15 protein-coding genes are annotated in these 16,738 nt (G+C 66.5%); 11 read left to right on the top strand and 4 right to left on the bottom strand.

All coding sequences use genetic code 11. The features are described from left to right. The first annotated feature begins 64 nt into the window (after window positions 1-64). From V5F68_RS01885 to V5F68_RS01850, 8 genes are all read left to right on the top strand, one after another. Complete coding sequence (locus V5F68_RS01885; protein WP_348846722.1) at window positions 65-361, top strand: DUF6166 domain-containing protein; 297 nt, start codon at window positions 65-67, stop codon at window positions 359-361. 154 nt (window positions 362-515) lie between these two features. Continuing rightward, on the top strand, window positions 516-1,307 hold the full coding sequence (locus tag V5F68_RS01880; RefSeq protein ID WP_394014723.1) for a sterol desaturase family protein: 792 nt from the start codon (window positions 516-518) through the stop codon (window positions 1,305-1,307). After that, entirely contained in the window at window positions 1,304-1,699 is a 396-nt protein-coding gene (locus V5F68_RS01875; protein WP_394014724.1) for a hypothetical protein, read from the top strand. The genes V5F68_RS01880 and V5F68_RS01875 overlap by 4 nt, the downstream gene beginning before the upstream one ends. A gap of 51 nt (window positions 1,700-1,750) precedes the next feature. Next, window positions 1,751-1,936, top strand: coding sequence for a hypothetical protein (locus V5F68_RS01870; RefSeq protein WP_394014725.1), 186 nt, complete (start codon window positions 1,751-1,753; stop codon window positions 1,934-1,936). A 340-nt stretch (window positions 1,937-2,276) separates the two neighbouring features. After that, window positions 2,277-3,815, top strand: coding sequence for a glycerol-3-phosphate dehydrogenase (glpD, locus tag V5F68_RS01865; RefSeq protein ID WP_394014726.1), 1,539 nt, complete (start codon window positions 2,277-2,279; stop codon window positions 3,813-3,815). A 30-nt stretch (window positions 3,816-3,845) separates the two neighbouring features. Further along, on the top strand, window positions 3,846-5,345 hold the full coding sequence (gene glpK / locus V5F68_RS01860) for a glycerol kinase GlpK (protein ID WP_394014727.1): 1,500 nt from the start codon (window positions 3,846-3,848) through the stop codon (window positions 5,343-5,345). 214 nt (window positions 5,346-5,559) lie between these two features. Continuing rightward, window positions 5,560-6,426 carry a phosphate ABC transporter ATP-binding protein PstB gene (gene pstB, locus V5F68_RS01855; protein ID WP_394014728.1) on the top strand — a complete coding sequence of 289 codons (867 nt, stop codon included), beginning with the start codon at window positions 5,560-5,562 and terminating at the stop codon, window positions 6,424-6,426. Window positions 6,427-6,559: 133 nt separating this feature from the next. After that, the gene (locus V5F68_RS01850) at window positions 6,560-8,293 is read left to right on the top strand and encodes a methyl-accepting chemotaxis protein (protein ID WP_394014729.1); all 1,734 of its coding nucleotides are present in this window, start codon (window positions 6,560-6,562) and stop codon (window positions 8,291-8,293) included. A gap of 33 nt (window positions 8,294-8,326) precedes the next feature. Here V5F68_RS01850 and V5F68_RS01845 read toward each other — a convergent pair whose 3' ends face one another. Both V5F68_RS01845 and V5F68_RS01840 read right to left on the bottom strand, forming a co-directional pair. Then, window positions 8,327-8,833 carry a DUF1993 domain-containing protein gene (locus tag V5F68_RS01845; RefSeq protein WP_394014730.1) on the bottom strand — a complete coding sequence of 169 codons (507 nt, stop codon included), beginning with the start codon at window positions 8,831-8,833 and terminating at the stop codon, window positions 8,327-8,329. A 76-nt stretch (window positions 8,834-8,909) separates the two neighbouring features. After that, a complete protein-coding gene (locus V5F68_RS01840; protein ID WP_394014731.1) occupies window positions 8,910-9,653 on the bottom strand; it encodes a GntR family transcriptional regulator in 744 nt (247 codons plus the stop codon). A 103-nt stretch (window positions 9,654-9,756) separates the two neighbouring features. On the opposite strand from V5F68_RS01840, the gene V5F68_RS01835 reads away from it, so the two are divergent. The 3 genes from V5F68_RS01835 to V5F68_RS01825 all read left to right on the top strand — a co-directional run bounded on the left by V5F68_RS01835 (window position 9,757) and on the right by V5F68_RS01825 (window position 14,032). Further along, a complete protein-coding gene (locus V5F68_RS01835; RefSeq protein WP_394014732.1) occupies window positions 9,757-11,163 on the top strand; it encodes a class-II fumarase/aspartase family protein in 1,407 nt (468 codons plus the stop codon). An 80-nt stretch (window positions 11,164-11,243) separates the two neighbouring features. Then, window positions 11,244-12,578 (top strand): cation:dicarboxylate symporter family transporter, encoded by a 1,335-nt coding sequence (locus tag V5F68_RS01830; protein WP_394014733.1) that lies wholly within the window; start codon window positions 11,244-11,246, stop codon window positions 12,576-12,578. A 56-nt stretch (window positions 12,579-12,634) separates the two neighbouring features. Next, window positions 12,635-14,032, top strand: a complete 1,398-nt coding sequence (locus V5F68_RS01825) for a class II fumarate hydratase (protein WP_394014734.1) — start codon at window positions 12,635-12,637, stop codon at window positions 14,030-14,032. 46 nt (window positions 14,033-14,078) lie between these two features. Here V5F68_RS01825 and V5F68_RS01820 read toward each other — a convergent pair whose 3' ends face one another. Together V5F68_RS01820 and V5F68_RS01815 are read right to left on the bottom strand one after the other, a co-directional pair. Further along, entirely contained in the window at window positions 14,079-15,578 is a 1,500-nt protein-coding gene (locus V5F68_RS01820) for an MFS transporter (RefSeq protein WP_394014735.1), read from the bottom strand. 364 nt (window positions 15,579-15,942) lie between these two features. Continuing rightward, complete coding sequence (locus V5F68_RS01815; protein WP_394014736.1) at window positions 15,943-16,707, bottom strand: SDR family oxidoreductase; 765 nt, start codon at window positions 16,705-16,707, stop codon at window positions 15,943-15,945. Between the last annotated feature and the right edge of the window lie 31 nt (window positions 16,708-16,738).

Below are 16,738 nucleotides of genomic sequence, written 5' to 3'. Positions count from 1 at the left end.
GTGGGCGCCCTGATGAGTCTATAACATATCAGTTCGATATCAATTGCATCCAGGGGATTCGCCAATGAAAACATACCGGGGAGATCGCACCATCGACGGCGTCCACGTTACAGTGGACGATGCCCCCCTGCCAGTGCGCGAGGACATCGCCGTGCTGAGCCGCGACGGCTTCGAATGGAGCTATGAAGGCGAGGCCCCCTCCCAGCTCGCACTCGCGCTGCTGGCGGATCATCTGGGCGATCCCAAGCGCGCGCTCGCCCTGCATCGCAGCTTCATGCGCGAGGTGGTGGCCAATTTCGCCAACGAATGGGAAATGACCTCCGCCGACATCGACGCGGCGCTGATGGCGGTCGCCGCCTGAGACGAACCCGCATCGGCAGGCCCGAAAGCAAGGCGTGCCAGGGGTTCAACGCGCCCCTTGCGTCTGATATGTTAGTCATATATTAGTTTATCCAACGGCCCAGATGCGGCGGTCACGCCAGGGATGATCCCGCACCGAGAGAAGGAAGACCGCGATGGAACTGACGCAGAGCGTGATGTCGGATCGGCAGCGCAAATACCGCGCGACCTATCGCGAGCGGGTGACCGGCTGGTACAACGGCTGGCTCCACATGCTGATCATCTACACCATCGGCTTCACCGCGCTTTATGTGTACGGGTCCAATATCCATGCGGTGAAATGGTGGGAATGGTTCACCGTTCCGGTGGTCTTCCTGTTCTGCAATTTCTTCGAATGGGCACTGCATCGCTACATCATGCACCGCCCCTCGCGCATCCCGCTGTTCCGTGCGGTCTATAATCGCCACACGCTGATGCATCACCAGTTCTTCACCGAAGAAGAAATGCGCTTCGCCGATCATCACGACTGGCGCGTCACCTTCTTCCCGCCCTATGCCCTCGTCACCTTTACCCTGATGTCCATTCCGGGCGCGGTGATCCTGTCGTGGCTGATCTCGCCGAACGTGGGGTGGTTGTTCATCACCACCACCACCTCGGTCTATCTCGTCTATGAATTCATGCACTTCTGCTGCCACGTGGAAGAAAGCTGGTTCGTGCGCAACATGCCGTTCGTGAATACGATCCGCCGGCACCACACCGCCCATCACGACCAGTCGATCATGATGGAGCGCAACATGAACCTCACCTTCCCCATCATGGACTGGCTGTTCGGCACGTCCGACCTCGATCGCGGGCTGGTCGGCCATATCTTCAACGGCTACGACACGAGCCGCGTGAAGACCAACATGCGCCGCACCGCGCGCACCCCGCGCCCGCAGGCCACCTCTCGCTCGGTCGCCGCCGAATGAGCGCCATCGAGCCCAATGTCGCCGCGCTCTTGTGGTTCGCCTTGCTGTGGACCGCCACCTGCCTCGGCTTCCTCATCCTGTGCGGCATGTATCCCATGCACACCCGCCCGGAGGCCGCCCGCAAGTCGGGCGCCCTCGCCCTCATCGTGCTCAACAGCGCCCTTTGGCTGGCGCTCGCGGCCGGTACGCTCGTCTTCGGCTATGGCGAATTGCGTATCACGACGCTGATCGTGGTGGGCGGCCTCGTGATGCTGTTCGCGCCCGCCCCGTTCGAGGCCATGCCGGCCATATGGCGGGACGGACGGCGCGGGCTCGCCGCTTTGCTGGCGGTGCAGGTGGCGGGCCTCGCGGTGTGGCTCGCGATCAGCCAGGCCGGTGCCCCGCTGGTCTGACGGCGATGTGCGCGCCGCAAAACCAAGAGCTTTCTTCGAAGGACCAAGGCCATGCCCTTTCACATCAAGTTCGGCCTCTCGATCATCGTCCTGCTTGTGGCGGCTGCGGGCTATGCCTTGCAGGCGCACCTCGGCCAGACGATGCCGAAATACGCGGTCGCGTTCCTGGGCGTCTTCATGGTGATCGCCATGTGGGTGTTCCCGGAGGTGGAGCGCAAGAAGATCGACCGCCGCTGACCGCGCCCGGCGCGGCGGACGCCGTTCTGCCCTGATCGACGCGCGCCGCTTCCCCCTTCGCCTCCGGCCGCTTGCGCTGCCGGGGGCGCTTTCGTCGGCACCCGGGTTCGGGGTGGGCGCGGCGCCCATCTTGAAAAGGATGGCGCTCCGCCCGCCGGCCGATCATAAAGTCCCCAGCCGCGACGCGCCGGGAGACCGCCATGACCCACACCTTCGCCGACCTCCGCATCGGAGAGGCAGCGGGCATCCCATGGCCCTTCCCGGCACCGGCCCGCAGGCGTCCTGACGGCCCGGCGCGCGGGCGCCGCATGACCGCCGGCCGGTAACGGCCCGCCCGGCCATGACCCAGACCTCGGCGATTTTCGACCTCGCCATCATCGGCGGCGGCGTCAACGGCTGCGGCATCGCCCGCGATGCGGCGGGGCGCGGCGCGTCCGTGGTGCTGTTTGAAAAGGGCGATCTCGCCTGCGGCACCTCCTGCGCCTCCACCAAGCTGATCCATGGCGGACTGCGCTATCTCGAACAGTACGAATTCCGCCTGGTGCGCGAGGCGCTGATGGAGCGCGAGATCCTGTGGGGCCTCGCGCCCCACATCATCTGGCCGCTGCGCTTCGTGCTGCCCTATCTGCCCGGCCTGCGCCCGGCCTGGATGCTGCGGCTCGGCCTGTTCCTCTACGACCATCTCGGCGGGCGCCATCTGTTGCCGCCCTCGTGCATGCTGAACCTGAAGCACGACCCGGCCGGCGCACCGCTGCGGGCGGACCTCAGGCGCGCGTTCGAATATTCCGACTGCTGGGTGGAGGATTCCCGCCTCGTGATGCTCAACGCGCTGGACGCGAAGGAGCGCGGCGCCGACATCCGGCCGGGCACGCGGGTGGTGGGCGCGGTGCGTGCGGACGGGCTCTGGCACATCGAGACGGAAAGCGGCGGCGTGCGGGAGAGCGTGCGCGCCCGCATCCTGGTGAATGCCGCCGGGCCGTGGGTGTCCCATGTGCTGGACACGCTGAACCTGCACGAGCGCGCCCATGTGCGGCTGGTCCAGGGCAGCCATATCGTGGTGCCGCGCCTGTTCGACCATGACCGCTGCTACATTTTCCAGAATGCCGACGCCCGCATCATCTTCGCCATCCCCTATGAGGGCGATTTCACCCTGATCGGCACCACGGACCAGGATTTTGCCGGGAGCGTGGACGATGTGCGCGCGAGCCCGCGGGAGATCGCCTATCTCTGCGCGGCGGCGAGCGAATATTTCACCACGCCGGTCGCGCCCGAGGACGTGGTCTGGAGCTATAGCGGCGTGCGCCCGCTCTATGACGACGGCGCGAGCAAGGCGCAGGAAGCCACCCGCGACTATGTGCTGGTGCTCGATGCGCCGCACGGGGCCGCGCCCCTGCTTAGCGTGTTCGGCGGCAAGATCACCACCTATCGCCGGCTGGCGGAAAGCGCGCTGGCAAAGCTGCATGCCCATCTGCCTGCCGCGCGGCGCGGCGCGCGCCCTTCTACCGCCCGCCCGTGGACCGCAACCGCTCCCCTGCCCGGCGGCGATTTCGAGAAGACGCGGTTCGACGCTTTGGTGGCGGAGCTGGAGGGGCAATATCCCGCCCTCGCGCCCGGCCTGCTGCGCCGCCTCGCCCGCGCCTATGGCACCCGCGCCCGTCGCCTGCTGGAGGGTGTCTCCACACCAGCTGACCTCGGCGCCTCGTTCGGCGCCGACCTTCATGCCCGCGAGGTGGATTATCTCATGGACCAGGAATGGGCGCGCTGCGCCGCCGACATCCTCTGGCGCCGCTCCAAGCTCGGCCTGCGCCTATCGGCCGAGCAGGCGGCGACGCTGGAGGCTTATATGGCCGCGCGGCGCCAAGGACCGCACACTCCCTAAAAACCGCGCCAGAAAAACCTCGGGGGAAACATGGCCACCTACATTCTCGCCATCGACCAGGGCACCACCTCCTCGCGGGCGATCCTGTTCCGTCCCGACACCTCCATCGCCGCCGTGGCGCAGGAAGAATTGCCGCAACATTATCCCGCGTCCGGCTGGGTGGAGCAGGAGGCGGAAGACATCTGGGGCACCACGCTCCGGGTGTGCCGCGCCACGCTCGCGCAGGTCGGCGCCGTGGCGGGCGACATCGCCGCCATCGGCATCACCAACCAGCGCGAGACCACCCTGATCTGGGATCGCGCGACCGGCGAAGCGATCCACCGCGCCATCGTCTGGCAGGATCGCCGCACCGCGCCCGTGTGCGCGCGCCTGGACGCCGAGGGCCACGCCGCGATGGTGAGCGCCAAGACCGGGCTGCTGATCGACCCCTATTTCTCCGCCACCAAGATCGCCTGGATGCTCGACGAGGTGCCCGGCGCGCGGGCGCGGGCCGAGCGCGGGGAACTGGCCTTCGGCACGGTGGACGCCTTCCTGCTCTATCGCCTCACGGGCGGCCGCGTGCATGCCACCGATGCCACCAATGCCGCGCGCACCCTCCTGTTCGATATCCACGCCGGCGCCTGGGATGAGGACCTGCTTGCCCTGTTCGGCGTGCCCGGCGCCTTGCTGCCGCAGGTGCGCGACAGCTCCGGCCTGTTCGGCACCACGGACGCGGGCCTGTTCGGCGCCGCCATTCCCATCTGCGGCATAGCGGGCGACCAGCAGGCGGCCATGGTGGGGCAGGCCTGCTTCGCGCCGGGCATGGTGAAATCCACCTATGGCACCGGCTGCTTCGCTTTGCTCAACACCGGGGCGACGCCCGTCGCCTCCCGCAACCGCCTGCTCACCACCATCGCCTATCAGCTGGAGGGACGGCGCACCTATGCGCTGGAGGGGGCGATCTTCGTCGCCGGCGCGGCGGTGCAATGGCTGCGCGACGGGCTCGGGGTGATCGCCCATGCCCACGAGACCGGCGCGCTCGCCGCCGCCGCCGACCCGGAGCAGGACGTGATCCTGGTGCCGGCCTTCGTCGGCCTCGGCGCACCTCACTGGCGGCCGGACGTGCGCGGCGCCCTGTTCGGCCTCACCCGCGCCACCGGGCCGAAGGAGCTCGCCCGCGCGGCGCTGGAGAGCGTGTGCTTCCAGACCGTGGACCTCATCACCGCCATGCGGGCCGACTGGGCCGGGCAAGAGGAGGAGACCGTGCTGCGGGTGGACGGCGGCATGAGCGCTTCCGATTTCACCATGCAGCGGCTCGCCGACCTGCTGGGCGCGCCGGTGGACCGGCCTTGCGTGCAGGAGACCACCGCGCTCGGCGCCGCCTATCTCGCCGGCCTTGCCTGCGGCGTCTTCCCCGCTCCCGAGGCATTCGCCGCGCGATGGCAGCTGGACCGGCGCTTCACCCCGCAGATGAGCGAAGCGGCCCGCGCCGCCCGGCTCGCGGCCTGGGCGTCCGCCGTGAAGTGCCTCGCGCCGAAATCGGCAACATGACTGCGGATTTCCGCACACTTCGGCTCGCCGAAAAGTCGCGCGCCGAATATTGGGCGAAATCGCGCGTCGAAGAGGTTTCATGCAGCGGAAATTCACGCGATTTTCGCCGAAACAACGTCATTATGTTGCAGTTTCATGACGTGACATGGCGCAAAGACATCGGCGGCCGGCGCAGGGTAATCTTTGAAGATGAACCCGCGATGGTATCGAAATCATGTCCTCACATGCCCGCCCTCCGGTTTTCCCGACAGCGATCCCCGGGCCCCTGCCCGCCCTTGATGCGACAGCCGTCACCCTGCCTGTTGCGACGGAGGCGAGCGCAGAACTGAAGGAAAAGCTGCGTATCAGCCACGTCAATTTTCGCTATGGAAACGAATTGGCGCTGCGGGATGTCAGTATCCCCATCTATGAGCACAAGGCGACAGCGTTCATCGGCCCCTCAGGATGCGGAAAATCAACGCTCCTGCGCATCCTCAACCGTATGTATGATCTGTATCCCGATCAGCACGTCACCGGCTCCGTCTTCATGGACGGGCAGGATATTCTCTCCCACAGTGTCGATGCCATCGCGTTGCGGGCCAAGATCGGCATGGTGTTCCAGAAGCCGACGCCCTTCCCCATGTCGATCTATGACAATGTCGCTCTGGGCCTGCGCCTCAACGAAGAACTCTCGCAATCTGAATTAGATGGCCGGGTCGAGGAGGCCCTGCGGCGGGCCGCTCTGTGGGAGGAGGTCAAGGATATCCTCCCACAGAGCGGCCTCAGCCTCTCGGGCGGGCAGCAACAACGCCTGTGCATTGCGCGGACCATCGCCGTCGAGCCCGAAGTCGTCCTGCTGGACGAACCCTGTTCTGCCCTCGATCCGCTGACGACGGCGAAGATCGAAGAGACCATCGACGAGTTGAAGGCCGACTATACGATCGTGATCGTCACCCACAACATGCAGCAGGCCGCGCGCGTCTCCGAATACGTGGCTTTTATGTATCTCGGGGAGATCGTCGAGTTCGGCCCGGCACAGCAGATCTTCACGATGCCCCGGGACGAGCGCACCCGCCGCTACATCACCGGCCGCTTCGGCTAGGGCTGCCCATGCAACGCCCAGGCAAGCCGATGCCGGAACAATCAAGCAACTGTCGTCGGCCGTCCCTGTGAGCGCACCGCGCTCCCTTGCGCCGACGTTTTCTGGCGCAAAGGGGCACGCGATGTTTGGAGCCTTGCTCCGTAAGCTTTCACCGGACGCGGACACAGCCGTCCGCCCGCTCGAAGTCGCCGCTCCCGCAGCCGTCCAAATCCCGGAGAGCCCCAGCACGGAGACCTCGTCGGACCAGATCATCTCCTTGATCGAGGCTGATATTCGTCGCGCCCGAGCACGTCTCGCCGAGACCGCCGCGCAAATGGCCGCCGCCTGCACCGACGGCGTGCGCGGCACCGAGGCCATTCGCAGCGACAGCGACCGTCTCGCCGGAAAGACCGAACAGGCCAAGACCAGCGCGGCCGAACTCACCGGCGCCCTCACCGCCCTGGCCAGCACCAATGACGAGATCGGCCGGCAGGCGCACGCCTCCGACGAACTCGCCACCCGCGCTGGTGAGGCCGCATCCCAAGCCTCTGGCGCCATTGTCGAATTGCGCTCGGCCATCGGCGAGATCAAGGCCGTGGTCTCGCTCATCGCCGATATCGCCAGCCAGACCAACCTGCTGGCCCTCAACGCCTCCATCGAGGCCGCCCGCGCTGGGGCGGCAGGCGCGGGCTTCGCCGTGGTGGCGAGCGAGGTCAAGGGACTCGCTTCGGCCACCCATCGCGCCACCGGGGAGATCGGCGCGAAGATCGACCGGCTGATGCGCGCGGCCGAAACCAGCACTGACGCAGTCAGCCAAGCCATTGAGGCAGTGGGAGAAATACGCCCCGTGGCGTCTGCGGTCGCCGATGCGGTCGCGGGTCAGGCAGACAGCATCGCCGATATCGGCCGGGCCGCTGCCCTGGCGCGCACCTTCGCCGACGATGTCGATGCCGGCGCCCGCTCTATCCGCGCCGCCACCATAGAAGCCGCCTCCGCGGGTGCGACCATCGAAGCCGCGAGCGGCGCCATGGGCCGTGGCGCGGAGGAGATGTCGCGCCACCTTCTGACGGTGCTGCGCCAGACTCCCATGGGCAATCGCCGCCGGCATCCGCGCTGGCCCGTCGAAATTCCCGGCCGCATCACCGCCGCCGGTGCCGATCTGCGCGTGAAGACCATCGACCTCTCGCTCGGCGGGGCCCTTTTGGCATTGCAGGAGGGGACTTTGCGAGAAGGGCAGTCGTGCACGCTGGAGCTGACCGGCCTCTCGCCCCTGCCCTGCCGGGTCGTGGGCCTCAGCCCGCTCGGTTGTCACCTGGCGTTCGACCAGGTCGGCGCGCCCGCCGTCACGGCCCAGCTCGCCTTGGTCGCGAAATCCTACGGAACCATCATCGCGCGGGCCCAGCGCGGCGCCGCCGCAATCTCGGCCGCGCTGGAAAATTGCGTAAAAAGCGGCAGACTTACCCTGGACGACCTGTTCGACACCGAGTACCGCGTGATCGAGGGCAGCGACCCTGTCCAGTATGAAGTCCGCGCCTTGCGGGTGCTCGATCAGACCCTGCCGGCGATCCAGGAGCCGATTCTCAAGGAGGAGGCCAGCCTCTCCTTCGCGGCGGCGGTGGACATCAACGGCTACCTGCCGGTGCACAATGCCCAATATGCACAGCCTCAGCGCCGTGGCGACCGGGCCTGGAACATGGCCAATGCCCGGAACCGCCGCATCTTCGATGACCGCGCCGGCCTGCTCGCGGCCCGCAACACCGACCCGCAGCTGATCCAGGTCTATGCCCGCGACCTCGGCGACAAGGTGGTGGTGATGCGGGAAGTGGATGTGCCGATCAACGTGGCTGGCCGCCATTGGGGCGGCTTCCGCACCGCCTATCGGCTCTGAGCGCCGCCAGGGCGGCGCCCAGATTTTGAGGTGTCAGGCCGGAATCGGACCGAGATAATCCAGCTTGCCCACCGCCACGCCGGTATGCCGCAGCAGAGCATGGGCGGTCGCGACGTGGAAGAAGAAGTTGGGCAGGGCAAAGTCCAGCAGATAACGGTCGCCGCCGGTAAAGGTGGTGGTGCGCACCGTGATCGCCTTCGCCTCGCTGCCGACGAAAGAAGCCGGATCGAGGCTTTCCAGATAGGCGATGGTGTTGCGGGTGCGCGCGACAAGTTCGGGAATGGTGGTTTCGGTGTCCTCGAACTTCGGCGCGGGCGTGCCGGACAGCCGCTCGCCGGAAGCCTTGGACGTATCACTCGCCCGCTGGACCTGGCCCGCAAGCGTGAGCATGTCGGGATAGAGGCGGGTGGAGGGAAGGGCTTCGGGCTTGAAGCCGCGCTCCTCGGCGAAGGCGGCGCCCTTCTCCAGCTCCACCAGCAGGGCGTTGAGCCCGCGCAGGAAAACCGGAACCGAAACCTGGTACATGGAAAGTGCTGTCATGGCTGATGCCTGATCGTGTGGGGACTGATGGGCGGACTTGTAGACCGCTTCGTGCGACGCCCCCAACACAAAGCTGTCAGCCCGGCCCCGCCGCCTGCCGCGTGAGGCGGGTGGAATAGCTGTAGCGGTCGGCGGGATGGACGCTGATGGAGACTTCAACCATATCCTGTGGGCTGAGGATGTATTGCCGGCGGATTTCGAGCGCATGCGCGCCGGCCTGCGCCTTCAAGGGGCCGGCGACCCGTTCGGGAATGCCTCCGGCCTTGATGTCCTGCCGGATCTCGCGCATCCGCCGCCCGGAAATCTCCTCCACCAGCGTACTGTAGATGCCGGCGTGGCCGGCCATCTTCTCGCGCACCTCGGCGGAAAAGACGCCGTCGATATAGACGTCGGTCCAGCAGATCGGCAGCACGTCCCCCGGCACGATACGCAGGCTGGAGATGCGCAGCCAGCGGTGTCCCGGCTTGCAGCCGAGCTTCTGCGCCAGCTCGGCGTCCGCCACCACGTCCGCGACCTCCTGGGTGTGGCGCTCCGTCTCCACGCCGAACTGCTGCACCGCCTCGACGGTCGCGAGGGTCTGCACGAAGCCGCCGCTGCGGCTCACCGGCACCGCCGCCTCCACCCGCGTGCCCGCGCTTCGGCGGCGGCTCACGAGACCGGAGGCCTCCAGCTCGCGCATGGCGGCACGCACCGTGGACCGGCTGACCGAGAACTGGTCCGCAAGCTCGAACTCGTTCGGCAGGAAGGACCCCACGGGATGGCGACCGCTGGATATCGCTTCGGCAAGGGCGCGGGCGACGTAGGCGTATCGCGTCTCCAAGGTGGGGAATCTCCTTTTGCTTCGGGACTTCATGAAAGCCCGACCGGCGCCACCCCCGTCAAGCCAGACGATTGACACGCCTTTTATGTTGGTACAATAAATTATGTACGAACATAACTTTCTCGGAGGATCCCCCTTGGCCAGCACGGTCTTCGATTCCGCCTTGTTCCGCGACATGTTCGGCACCGCCGAAATGCGGGCGGTGTTCACCGACGAGGCGCTCGTGGGGCGCTATCTCGAAGCGGAAGCCGCGCTCGCCCGTGCCCAGGCGCGCACCGGGACGATTCCGAAGGACGCGGCGGAGGCCATCGACCTTGCCTGCCGCACCATTCAGATCGATTTCAACAAGCTGCGGGAAGAAACCGAGATCGTCGGCTATCCCATCCTGCCGCTGGTGCACCAGCTGGCCGCGGCGGCGGGTTCGGCGGGTGGGTTCGTCCATTGGGGCGCCACCACCCAGGACATCATGGACACCGCCAATGTCCTGCAGATCCGCGCCGCCCTCGACATCGTCGACCGCGACCTGAAAGAGGTCCGCGAGATCCTGGCGGAGATGGCGAAAAAGTATCGCGACACGCCCATGGCCGGCCGCACCCATCTCCAGCAGGCCCTGCCGGTGACCTTCGGCTATAAGGCGGCAGTGTGGCTCTCCTCCATTGACCGGCACATCGAGCGCGTCGCCCAGGCGCGCCCGCGCATCCTGCTCGGCGAATTCTCCGGCGCCGCTGGCACGCTCGCCTCCATCGGCGAAGGCGGGCTGGAAATGCAGCGCCTGTACTGCGAGGAACTGGGTCTCGCCCAGCCCGCCATCACCTGGCACGTGGCGCGCGACGGCATCGCCGAGGCGGTGAGCCTGCTCGGCCTCATCACCGGCACGCTGGGCAAGATCGCCACCGACGTCATGCTGATGGCGGCCACCGAGTTCGGCGAGGTTTCCGAACCCTTCGTGCCGGGGCGCGGCGCATCCTCCACCATGCCGCAGAAGCGCAACCCCATCTCCAGCGAGCTGATGCTCGCTGCCGCCAAGGCGGTGCGCCAGCACGTCGCCACCATGCTCGACGGCATGATCCACGATTTCGAGCGGGCGACAGGCCCCTGGCACCTGGAATGGGTGTCGCTGCCGGAAAGCTTCCTGCTGACCGCGTCCGCCCTCTCGAACGCCAAGTTCATGCTCGCAGGCCTCGTGGTGCACGAAGATCGCATGCGGAAAAACCTCGGCCTCACCCACGGCCTGATCGTGGCCGAGGCGGTGATGATGGCGGCGGCGCCCAAGCTCGGCCGCCAGCATGCCCATGACGTGGTCTATGACGCCTGCCGCACGGCCATCGAGGGCGGCCAGGATCTCGCCGACCTGCTGACGCAGGTGCCGCAGATCGTCGAGGCGCTGGGCGGCGTGGAGGCCATCCGGACCCATTGCGACCCGGCCAATTACCTCGGCTTGTCCGGCGCCATGGTGGACCGGGTTCTCGCCGGCCCCGCACCCACACCTGTGAAGCGTGACGCCGCCTGAGGCGGCTTCACGTACGGATTTCGCCAAGGCAGCACAAGAACGCCACGCACCGTAGAATTCAGATCTTCAGGGAGACGCCAATGGCCACGATGGCAACCACCGACGGCACGGTTTCGCCGCCCCCGGGAACAACAGTGAAGAAGAAGAAATCGATCTGGGGCAACCTCGGCTTCCAGGTTGCCATCTCCATGGTGCTGGGCATTAGCGTCGGCCTCATATGGCCGGAATTCGGCGCCTCGCTGAAGGTGCTGGGCGACATCTTCCTGCGCCTCATCAAAACCGCCGTCGCCCCGCTGGTGTTTCTCACGGTGGTCGTCGGCATCGTCGCTGCAGGCGACATCAAGCGCGTCGGCAAGGTGGGGCTGCTGGCGATGATCTATTTCGAGATTGTCTCCACCATCGCGCTCGCGGTCGGCCTCATCTTCGGCAACCTCTCGGGCGTCGGCAAGAACCTTGGCCACATCACCGCCCCGGCGGCGGCGGCCAAGGGCGCGGCGGCGGCAGCGAAGGCAGCCGAAGGCTCGCACACCACCTTCGACCAGTTCGTACTGAACATTTTTCCCGACAATTTCATCGGCGCCTTCGCCCGCGGCGAGTTGCTGCAGGTGCTGGTGATCGCCCTGATCTTCGGCTTCGGCCTGATGGCCCTCAAGCCCGAGAAGCGCGCGCCCATCGAGGCCGGGCTCAACACCATTTCCACCGCCTTCTTCGAGTTCATCCACATCATCATGCGGCTCGCCCCCATCGGCACATTCGGCGCGGTGGCCTATGCGGTGGGCGCCAACGGCACGGCGGTGCTGATCTCGCTCGCCTATTTCGTGGCGGCCTTCTACGTGCTCATCATCGGCTTCATCATCGTGGTGTTCGGGGCGGTATGCGCGCTGTTCCGCATCAACCTGTTCCATCTGCTGCGCTTCATCCGCGACGAGATCATCATCATGCTCGGCACGGCGTCCTCGGAAAGCGTGCTGCCGCGCCTGCTGGAAAAGCTCCCCCTCTACGGCGCCTCCAAGCAGACCGTCGGCCTGGTGATGCCGACAGGCTACGCCTTCAATCTCGACGGCACCTCGCTGTTCATGTCCATGGGCATCGTGTTCCTCGCCAATGCCTATAACGTGCCGTTGAGCTGGGAGCAGGAGCTGGGCATCCTCGCCATCATGCTGCTCACCTCCAAGGGCGCGGCGACCGTCTCCGGCGGCTCGTTCGTCGTGTTCGCGGCAACCGTCACGGCAACGGGCATCCTGCCAGTGGACGGCCTCGCGCTGATCTTCGGCGTCTATCGCTTCCTCTCCATCGCGCTTGCAACCTGCAACGTCATCGGCAATGCGGTGGCGACCGTGGTGGTGGCCAAGCTCGCGGGTGAATTCGACGAAACGGCGCGCAGCCGCCTCGATGCGGCAGAAGCCACCCTTTAAAACACGCTTGAAGGGGAGGCCGCGCGCCTCCCCACTCTTTTTGGAAACGCCGCTCCATGTCCCAGCTTCCCCGTATCGAGAATGATGCCTTCGGCCCGGTCGAGATTCCCGCCGGCCGCTATTGGGGAGCGCAGACGCAGCGCGCGCTTGCCGTTTTCGACGTGGGCGAGGAGCATTTTCCCGCCAGCCTCATCCATGCCTTCGGCCTGCAGAAGATTGCCGCCGCCCGCGCGAACCTGCGGCTCGGCGTGCTCGACCCCGCCCTCGCACAGGCCATCGAAGCGGCCGCGGCGGAGGTGCTGGCGGGGCGGTTCGACGACCATTTCCCGCTGCGCATCTGGCAGACCGGCTCCGGCACCCAGACCAATATGAATGCCAACGAGGTGATCGCGAACCGCGCCAACGAGCTGCTGGGCCAGCCGCTCGGCACCAAAGCGCCGGTGCATCCCAACGATCACGTGAACCGCTCTCAATCCTCCAACGACAGCTTTCCGACCGTGATGCACATCGCCACGGTGCAGGACTTGCGGGCGCGCCTGCTGCCCGCACTCGCCGAACTGCACGGCCAGCTGGCCATCAAGGCATCGACGTTCGCCGACGTGCTCAAGATTGGCCGCACCCATCTGATGGACGCCGTGCCCATGACCATGGGCCAGGCGTTCGATGCCTTCGCGCGGCAGATCGCGAACGGCATGGCGCGCATCGAAAGCGCGCTGCCCCGCCTGTGCGTGCTGCCCCAGGGCGGCACGGCGGTGGGCACCGGGCTCAATGCGCCGGTCGGCTTCGATGCCGCTTTCTGCGCGGAAGCGAGCGCACTCGCCGGCGTCACCTTCTCTCCCAATCCCAGCAAGTTCGAGGGTATGGCCGCCCACGATGCGCTGGTGGAGGCCTCGGGCGCGCTGAACGTGGTCGCGGTCTCCATGATGAAGATCGCAAACGACATCCGCCTGCTGGGCTCAGGGCCGCGCTGCGGGCTCGGCGAACTCATCATCCCCAATGACGGGCTGACCTCCTCCATCATGCCCGGCAAGCGCAACCCGACCATTGGCGAAGTGGTGGTGCAGGCGGCGTTCCAGGTGATGGGAAACCACGCCACGGTGACCGCCGCCGGGGCCTCCGGCAATTTCGAGCTGAACGTCGCCAAGCCGGTGCTGATCTACAATGTGCTCCAATCGATCCGCATCCTCGCGGACAGCGCCCACATCTTCGCCTCCCGCCTGATCGCCGATCTCGACGTGGACCGCGCGCGGCTTGCGGACAATGTGGCGAACGCGCTGCTGGTGGTCACCGCGCTCAATCCGGTGATCGGATATGACAAGGTGGCGCAGATCACCACCAAGGCGCTGGATGCGGGCATGACGCCGCGCGCGGCCGCGATCACCCTCGGCTATCTCTCCGGCGAGGATTACGACCGGCTGGTGGACCCGACCCTCATGACGCGGCCCCAGGCTTAGGACCCCCGGCGCCGCAGAACAGGGTGCTGCGGAGCCGCCCGCGCCCCTATTCCCCCGCCATGTCGCCCATGGAGGCGGCGGCGGGGTGCGGCTCTCCGACCTCGGTCACCTGAACCGGGATGAGCCACGTCACCGCCGCCGTCAGCAGGGCGACGAGGAAGACCCCCCAGAAGGTCACGTGCAGCGCCTGCTCGAACACCGCCATGACGGTGGCGTCGTCGTGCACCGCGAGCAGGCCGGTGGTCTGGCCGAGCACCGCGTGGACCCGGTGGGCCAGTTCGGCGGTGGAGAAATGCAGCAGGCCGAGATTCAGCATCGCGCCCACGACCGTCGCGCCAAGGACGCTGCCGAGACTGCGCGCAAAGATGTTCGAGGCGGTGGCGCTGCCGCGCATGGACCATTCCACGCTCTCCTGAATCAACACGATGCAGGTGAAACTCGTGGTGCCCATGCCGATGCCGACCACGAACGAGCCAATTCCCGCAAGGATGGGGTGGCTGGTCGGAGAAAGAAACAGCAGGATCGCGCACCCCGCGGGAAGCATCAAGCTCACCCCGCGCAGCGCCCGGCGCAGCCCGAACACACGGTAGAGACGCATGGATTGGCTCACCGCCAGCGGCCAGCCGAGGATCAGCATGGTGAGCGCCAGCCCCGCCACCACCGGCGAATAGCCAAGCACGCCTTGGACATAGAGCGGCAGGATGGTGGTCAGTCCAATCAGCAGGATACCAACCAGCAGCGCGGTGATGTTGCAGGTTGCAATCAACCGCCGCCGCCACAGGTCGAAGGATATGATCGGCTCGGCCGCGCGCCGCTCCTGCCACAGGAACAGCAGGCCGAAGACGACGAACAGCGCGCCGAAGCCGGCGATGACGGAGAATGTGCTGTCGGTCTCGCTCAGCACGATCAACAGGGAAGCGATCGACACGCTGAACAGGCCGGCGCCGAGATAATCGATCTGCGTGGTCCGAGGCTCGACCTTTTCGTGCAGGAAAAACACGAAGCCCGCCACCGAGAGAACCCCGATGGGGATGTTCATCCAGAAGATCCAGGCCCAGGAGACATAATCCACCAGTAAACCGCCGACCAAGGGGCCCACCACCGCCGAGCCCGCCCACACGCTGGCGAGCATGCCTTGCACCCGGCCCCGCTCCTCCAGGCGATAGAGATCGCCGACCAACGTAATCGTCAGCGGCTGGATCGCTCCCGCCCCGATGCCTTGCAGCAGGCGGAACGCCACCAGCGAAAACATGGACCATGCAAAGCCGCACAGGAGCGAGCCGCCGAGAAACAACAGCGTGCCGCAGATCAGCACCGGCTTGCGGCCGAATATGTCGGCAAGCTTGCCGTAGATCACCGTGGTGACAGTCTGGGCGAGGAGGAAGGCGGAAAACACCCAGCTATAATGCCCGAAGCCGCCGAACTGGCCGACGATGCTCGGCATCGCGGTCGCGACGATGGTCGATTCCACTGCAACCATGAAGGTGCTGAGCAGAATAGAGGCCACCAGATAGACGCGATGACTTTGTGGAACTGCGACGGACATGGACGACCTGGGCTCGCGAAATCGGGGCCCTCCGAACCCGGTTCGAGAATCGGGGATGTCGCCGGCACATAAAGGCGCGGACGCGACCATCAAACGAAGGAGCTGGTGTTGCAATTCAAAGGCTTATGAATACGGCGCGCCGGCGCGACGCCAGCAGCAGGCGCAAGAAAGCCTCGGGCCCCGTTCTGTACAAGACACAATTTTGCATGGCTTGCGGGCGGGGTTCCCGCCTCGGGTTCTGCCGGGAGAGCCAGGCCGTGGCAGCCCTTGCGCCGGCACGCGGCGGGGGCGAGGGGGCGGCATTGAACGGAAGACGGGCCCGTTATCCGATCACACAGAGGTGAACGGATAACGGCTCACGGCACTATTGGGCGGTCCACCCGCCGTCGACGGCGAGCAAGGTGCCGGTGCAGAAACTGGACTCGTCGCTGGCGAGGAACAGCATCGCATTCGCGATCTCGTCCGGCCTGCCCAGGCGCTTCATGGCCTGCCGCCCTTCGAGGCCAGCGCGCAGCGCGGCCGCGTCCGGGCTGGTGCGGAACATCTCGTCGAAGAAGGGGGATTCGATGGTGCCGGGCGCCACCGCATTGATGCGCAGCCCCTGGTCCACATGGTCGAGCGCCATGGCGCGGGTCATCGCCGCCACCGCGCCCTTGGAGGTGACATAGGCCGCCCGATCGCGGATGCCCACCGTCGAAACCGCGGAGGCGGTGTTCACGATCACGCCGCCGCCTTGCCGCACCATGTGGGGAATGGCGTATTTGCAGCCGAGGAAGACGCCGCGCACATTCACGGCCATGAGCGCGTCGAAATCCTCCACCTCGGTCTCGACCACGCTGCCGGGAATGCCGTAGCCGGCATTGTTCACCAGAATATCGATGCGGCCCCGCGCGCTCACGATGCCGTCGATGGCGGCGCGCATGTCGGCCGCGTTCGAGACATCGGCCCGCACCGCATGGGCCGTGCCGCCGTCCTGTGCGATCCGGGTCGCGGTGGCGAAGGCCGCCTCTTCGTCGCGGTCCACCACCGTCACATGGGCCCCTTCTTGCGCGAACAGAAGGCAGGCCCGCGCGCCGATGCCGGAGCCGCCGCCGGTGATGACGGCAATCTTATTGTTCAACCGACCCATGGTTTCCTCGCCCTTTAAATCCTGCCGGCCG

The organism is Roseixanthobacter pseudopolyaromaticivorans, assembly GCF_043195145.2.
Taxonomy (GTDB): domain Bacteria; phylum Pseudomonadota; class Alphaproteobacteria; order Rhizobiales; family Xanthobacteraceae; genus NCEH01.
This window is presented reverse-complemented; position numbering and strand designations above follow the sequence as displayed.

Coding starts and splice junctions, on each gene's coding strand:
- V5F68_RS01885 (WP_348846722.1), top strand. CDS start 65: ATGAAAACATACCGGGGAGATCGCACCATCGACGGCGTCCACGTTACA.
- V5F68_RS01880 (WP_394014723.1), top strand. CDS start 516: ATGGAACTGACGCAGAGCGTGATGTCGGATCGGCAGCGCAAATACCGC.
- V5F68_RS01875 (WP_394014724.1), top strand. CDS start 1,304: ATGAGCGCCATCGAGCCCAATGTCGCCGCGCTCTTGTGGTTCGCCTTG.
- V5F68_RS01870 (WP_394014725.1), top strand. CDS start 1,751: ATGCCCTTTCACATCAAGTTCGGCCTCTCGATCATCGTCCTGCTTGTG.
- glpD (WP_394014726.1), top strand. CDS start 2,277: ATGACCCAGACCTCGGCGATTTTCGACCTCGCCATCATCGGCGGCGGC.
- glpK (WP_394014727.1), top strand. CDS start 3,846: ATGGCCACCTACATTCTCGCCATCGACCAGGGCACCACCTCCTCGCGG.
- pstB (WP_394014728.1), top strand. CDS start 5,560: ATGTCCTCACATGCCCGCCCTCCGGTTTTCCCGACAGCGATCCCCGGG.
- V5F68_RS01845 (WP_394014730.1), bottom strand. CDS start 8,833: ATGACAGCACTTTCCATGTACCAGGTTTCGGTTCCGGTTTTCCTGCGC.
- V5F68_RS01835 (WP_394014732.1), top strand. CDS start 9,757: ATGTACGAACATAACTTTCTCGGAGGATCCCCCTTGGCCAGCACGGTC.
- V5F68_RS01830 (WP_394014733.1), top strand. CDS start 11,244: ATGGCCACGATGGCAACCACCGACGGCACGGTTTCGCCGCCCCCGGGA.
- V5F68_RS01825 (WP_394014734.1), top strand. CDS start 12,635: ATGTCCCAGCTTCCCCGTATCGAGAATGATGCCTTCGGCCCGGTCGAG.
- V5F68_RS01820 (WP_394014735.1), bottom strand. CDS start 15,578: ATGTCCGTCGCAGTTCCACAAAGTCATCGCGTCTATCTGGTGGCCTCT.
- V5F68_RS01815 (WP_394014736.1), bottom strand. CDS start 16,707: ATGGGTCGGTTGAACAATAAGATTGCCGTCATCACCGGCGGCGGCTCC.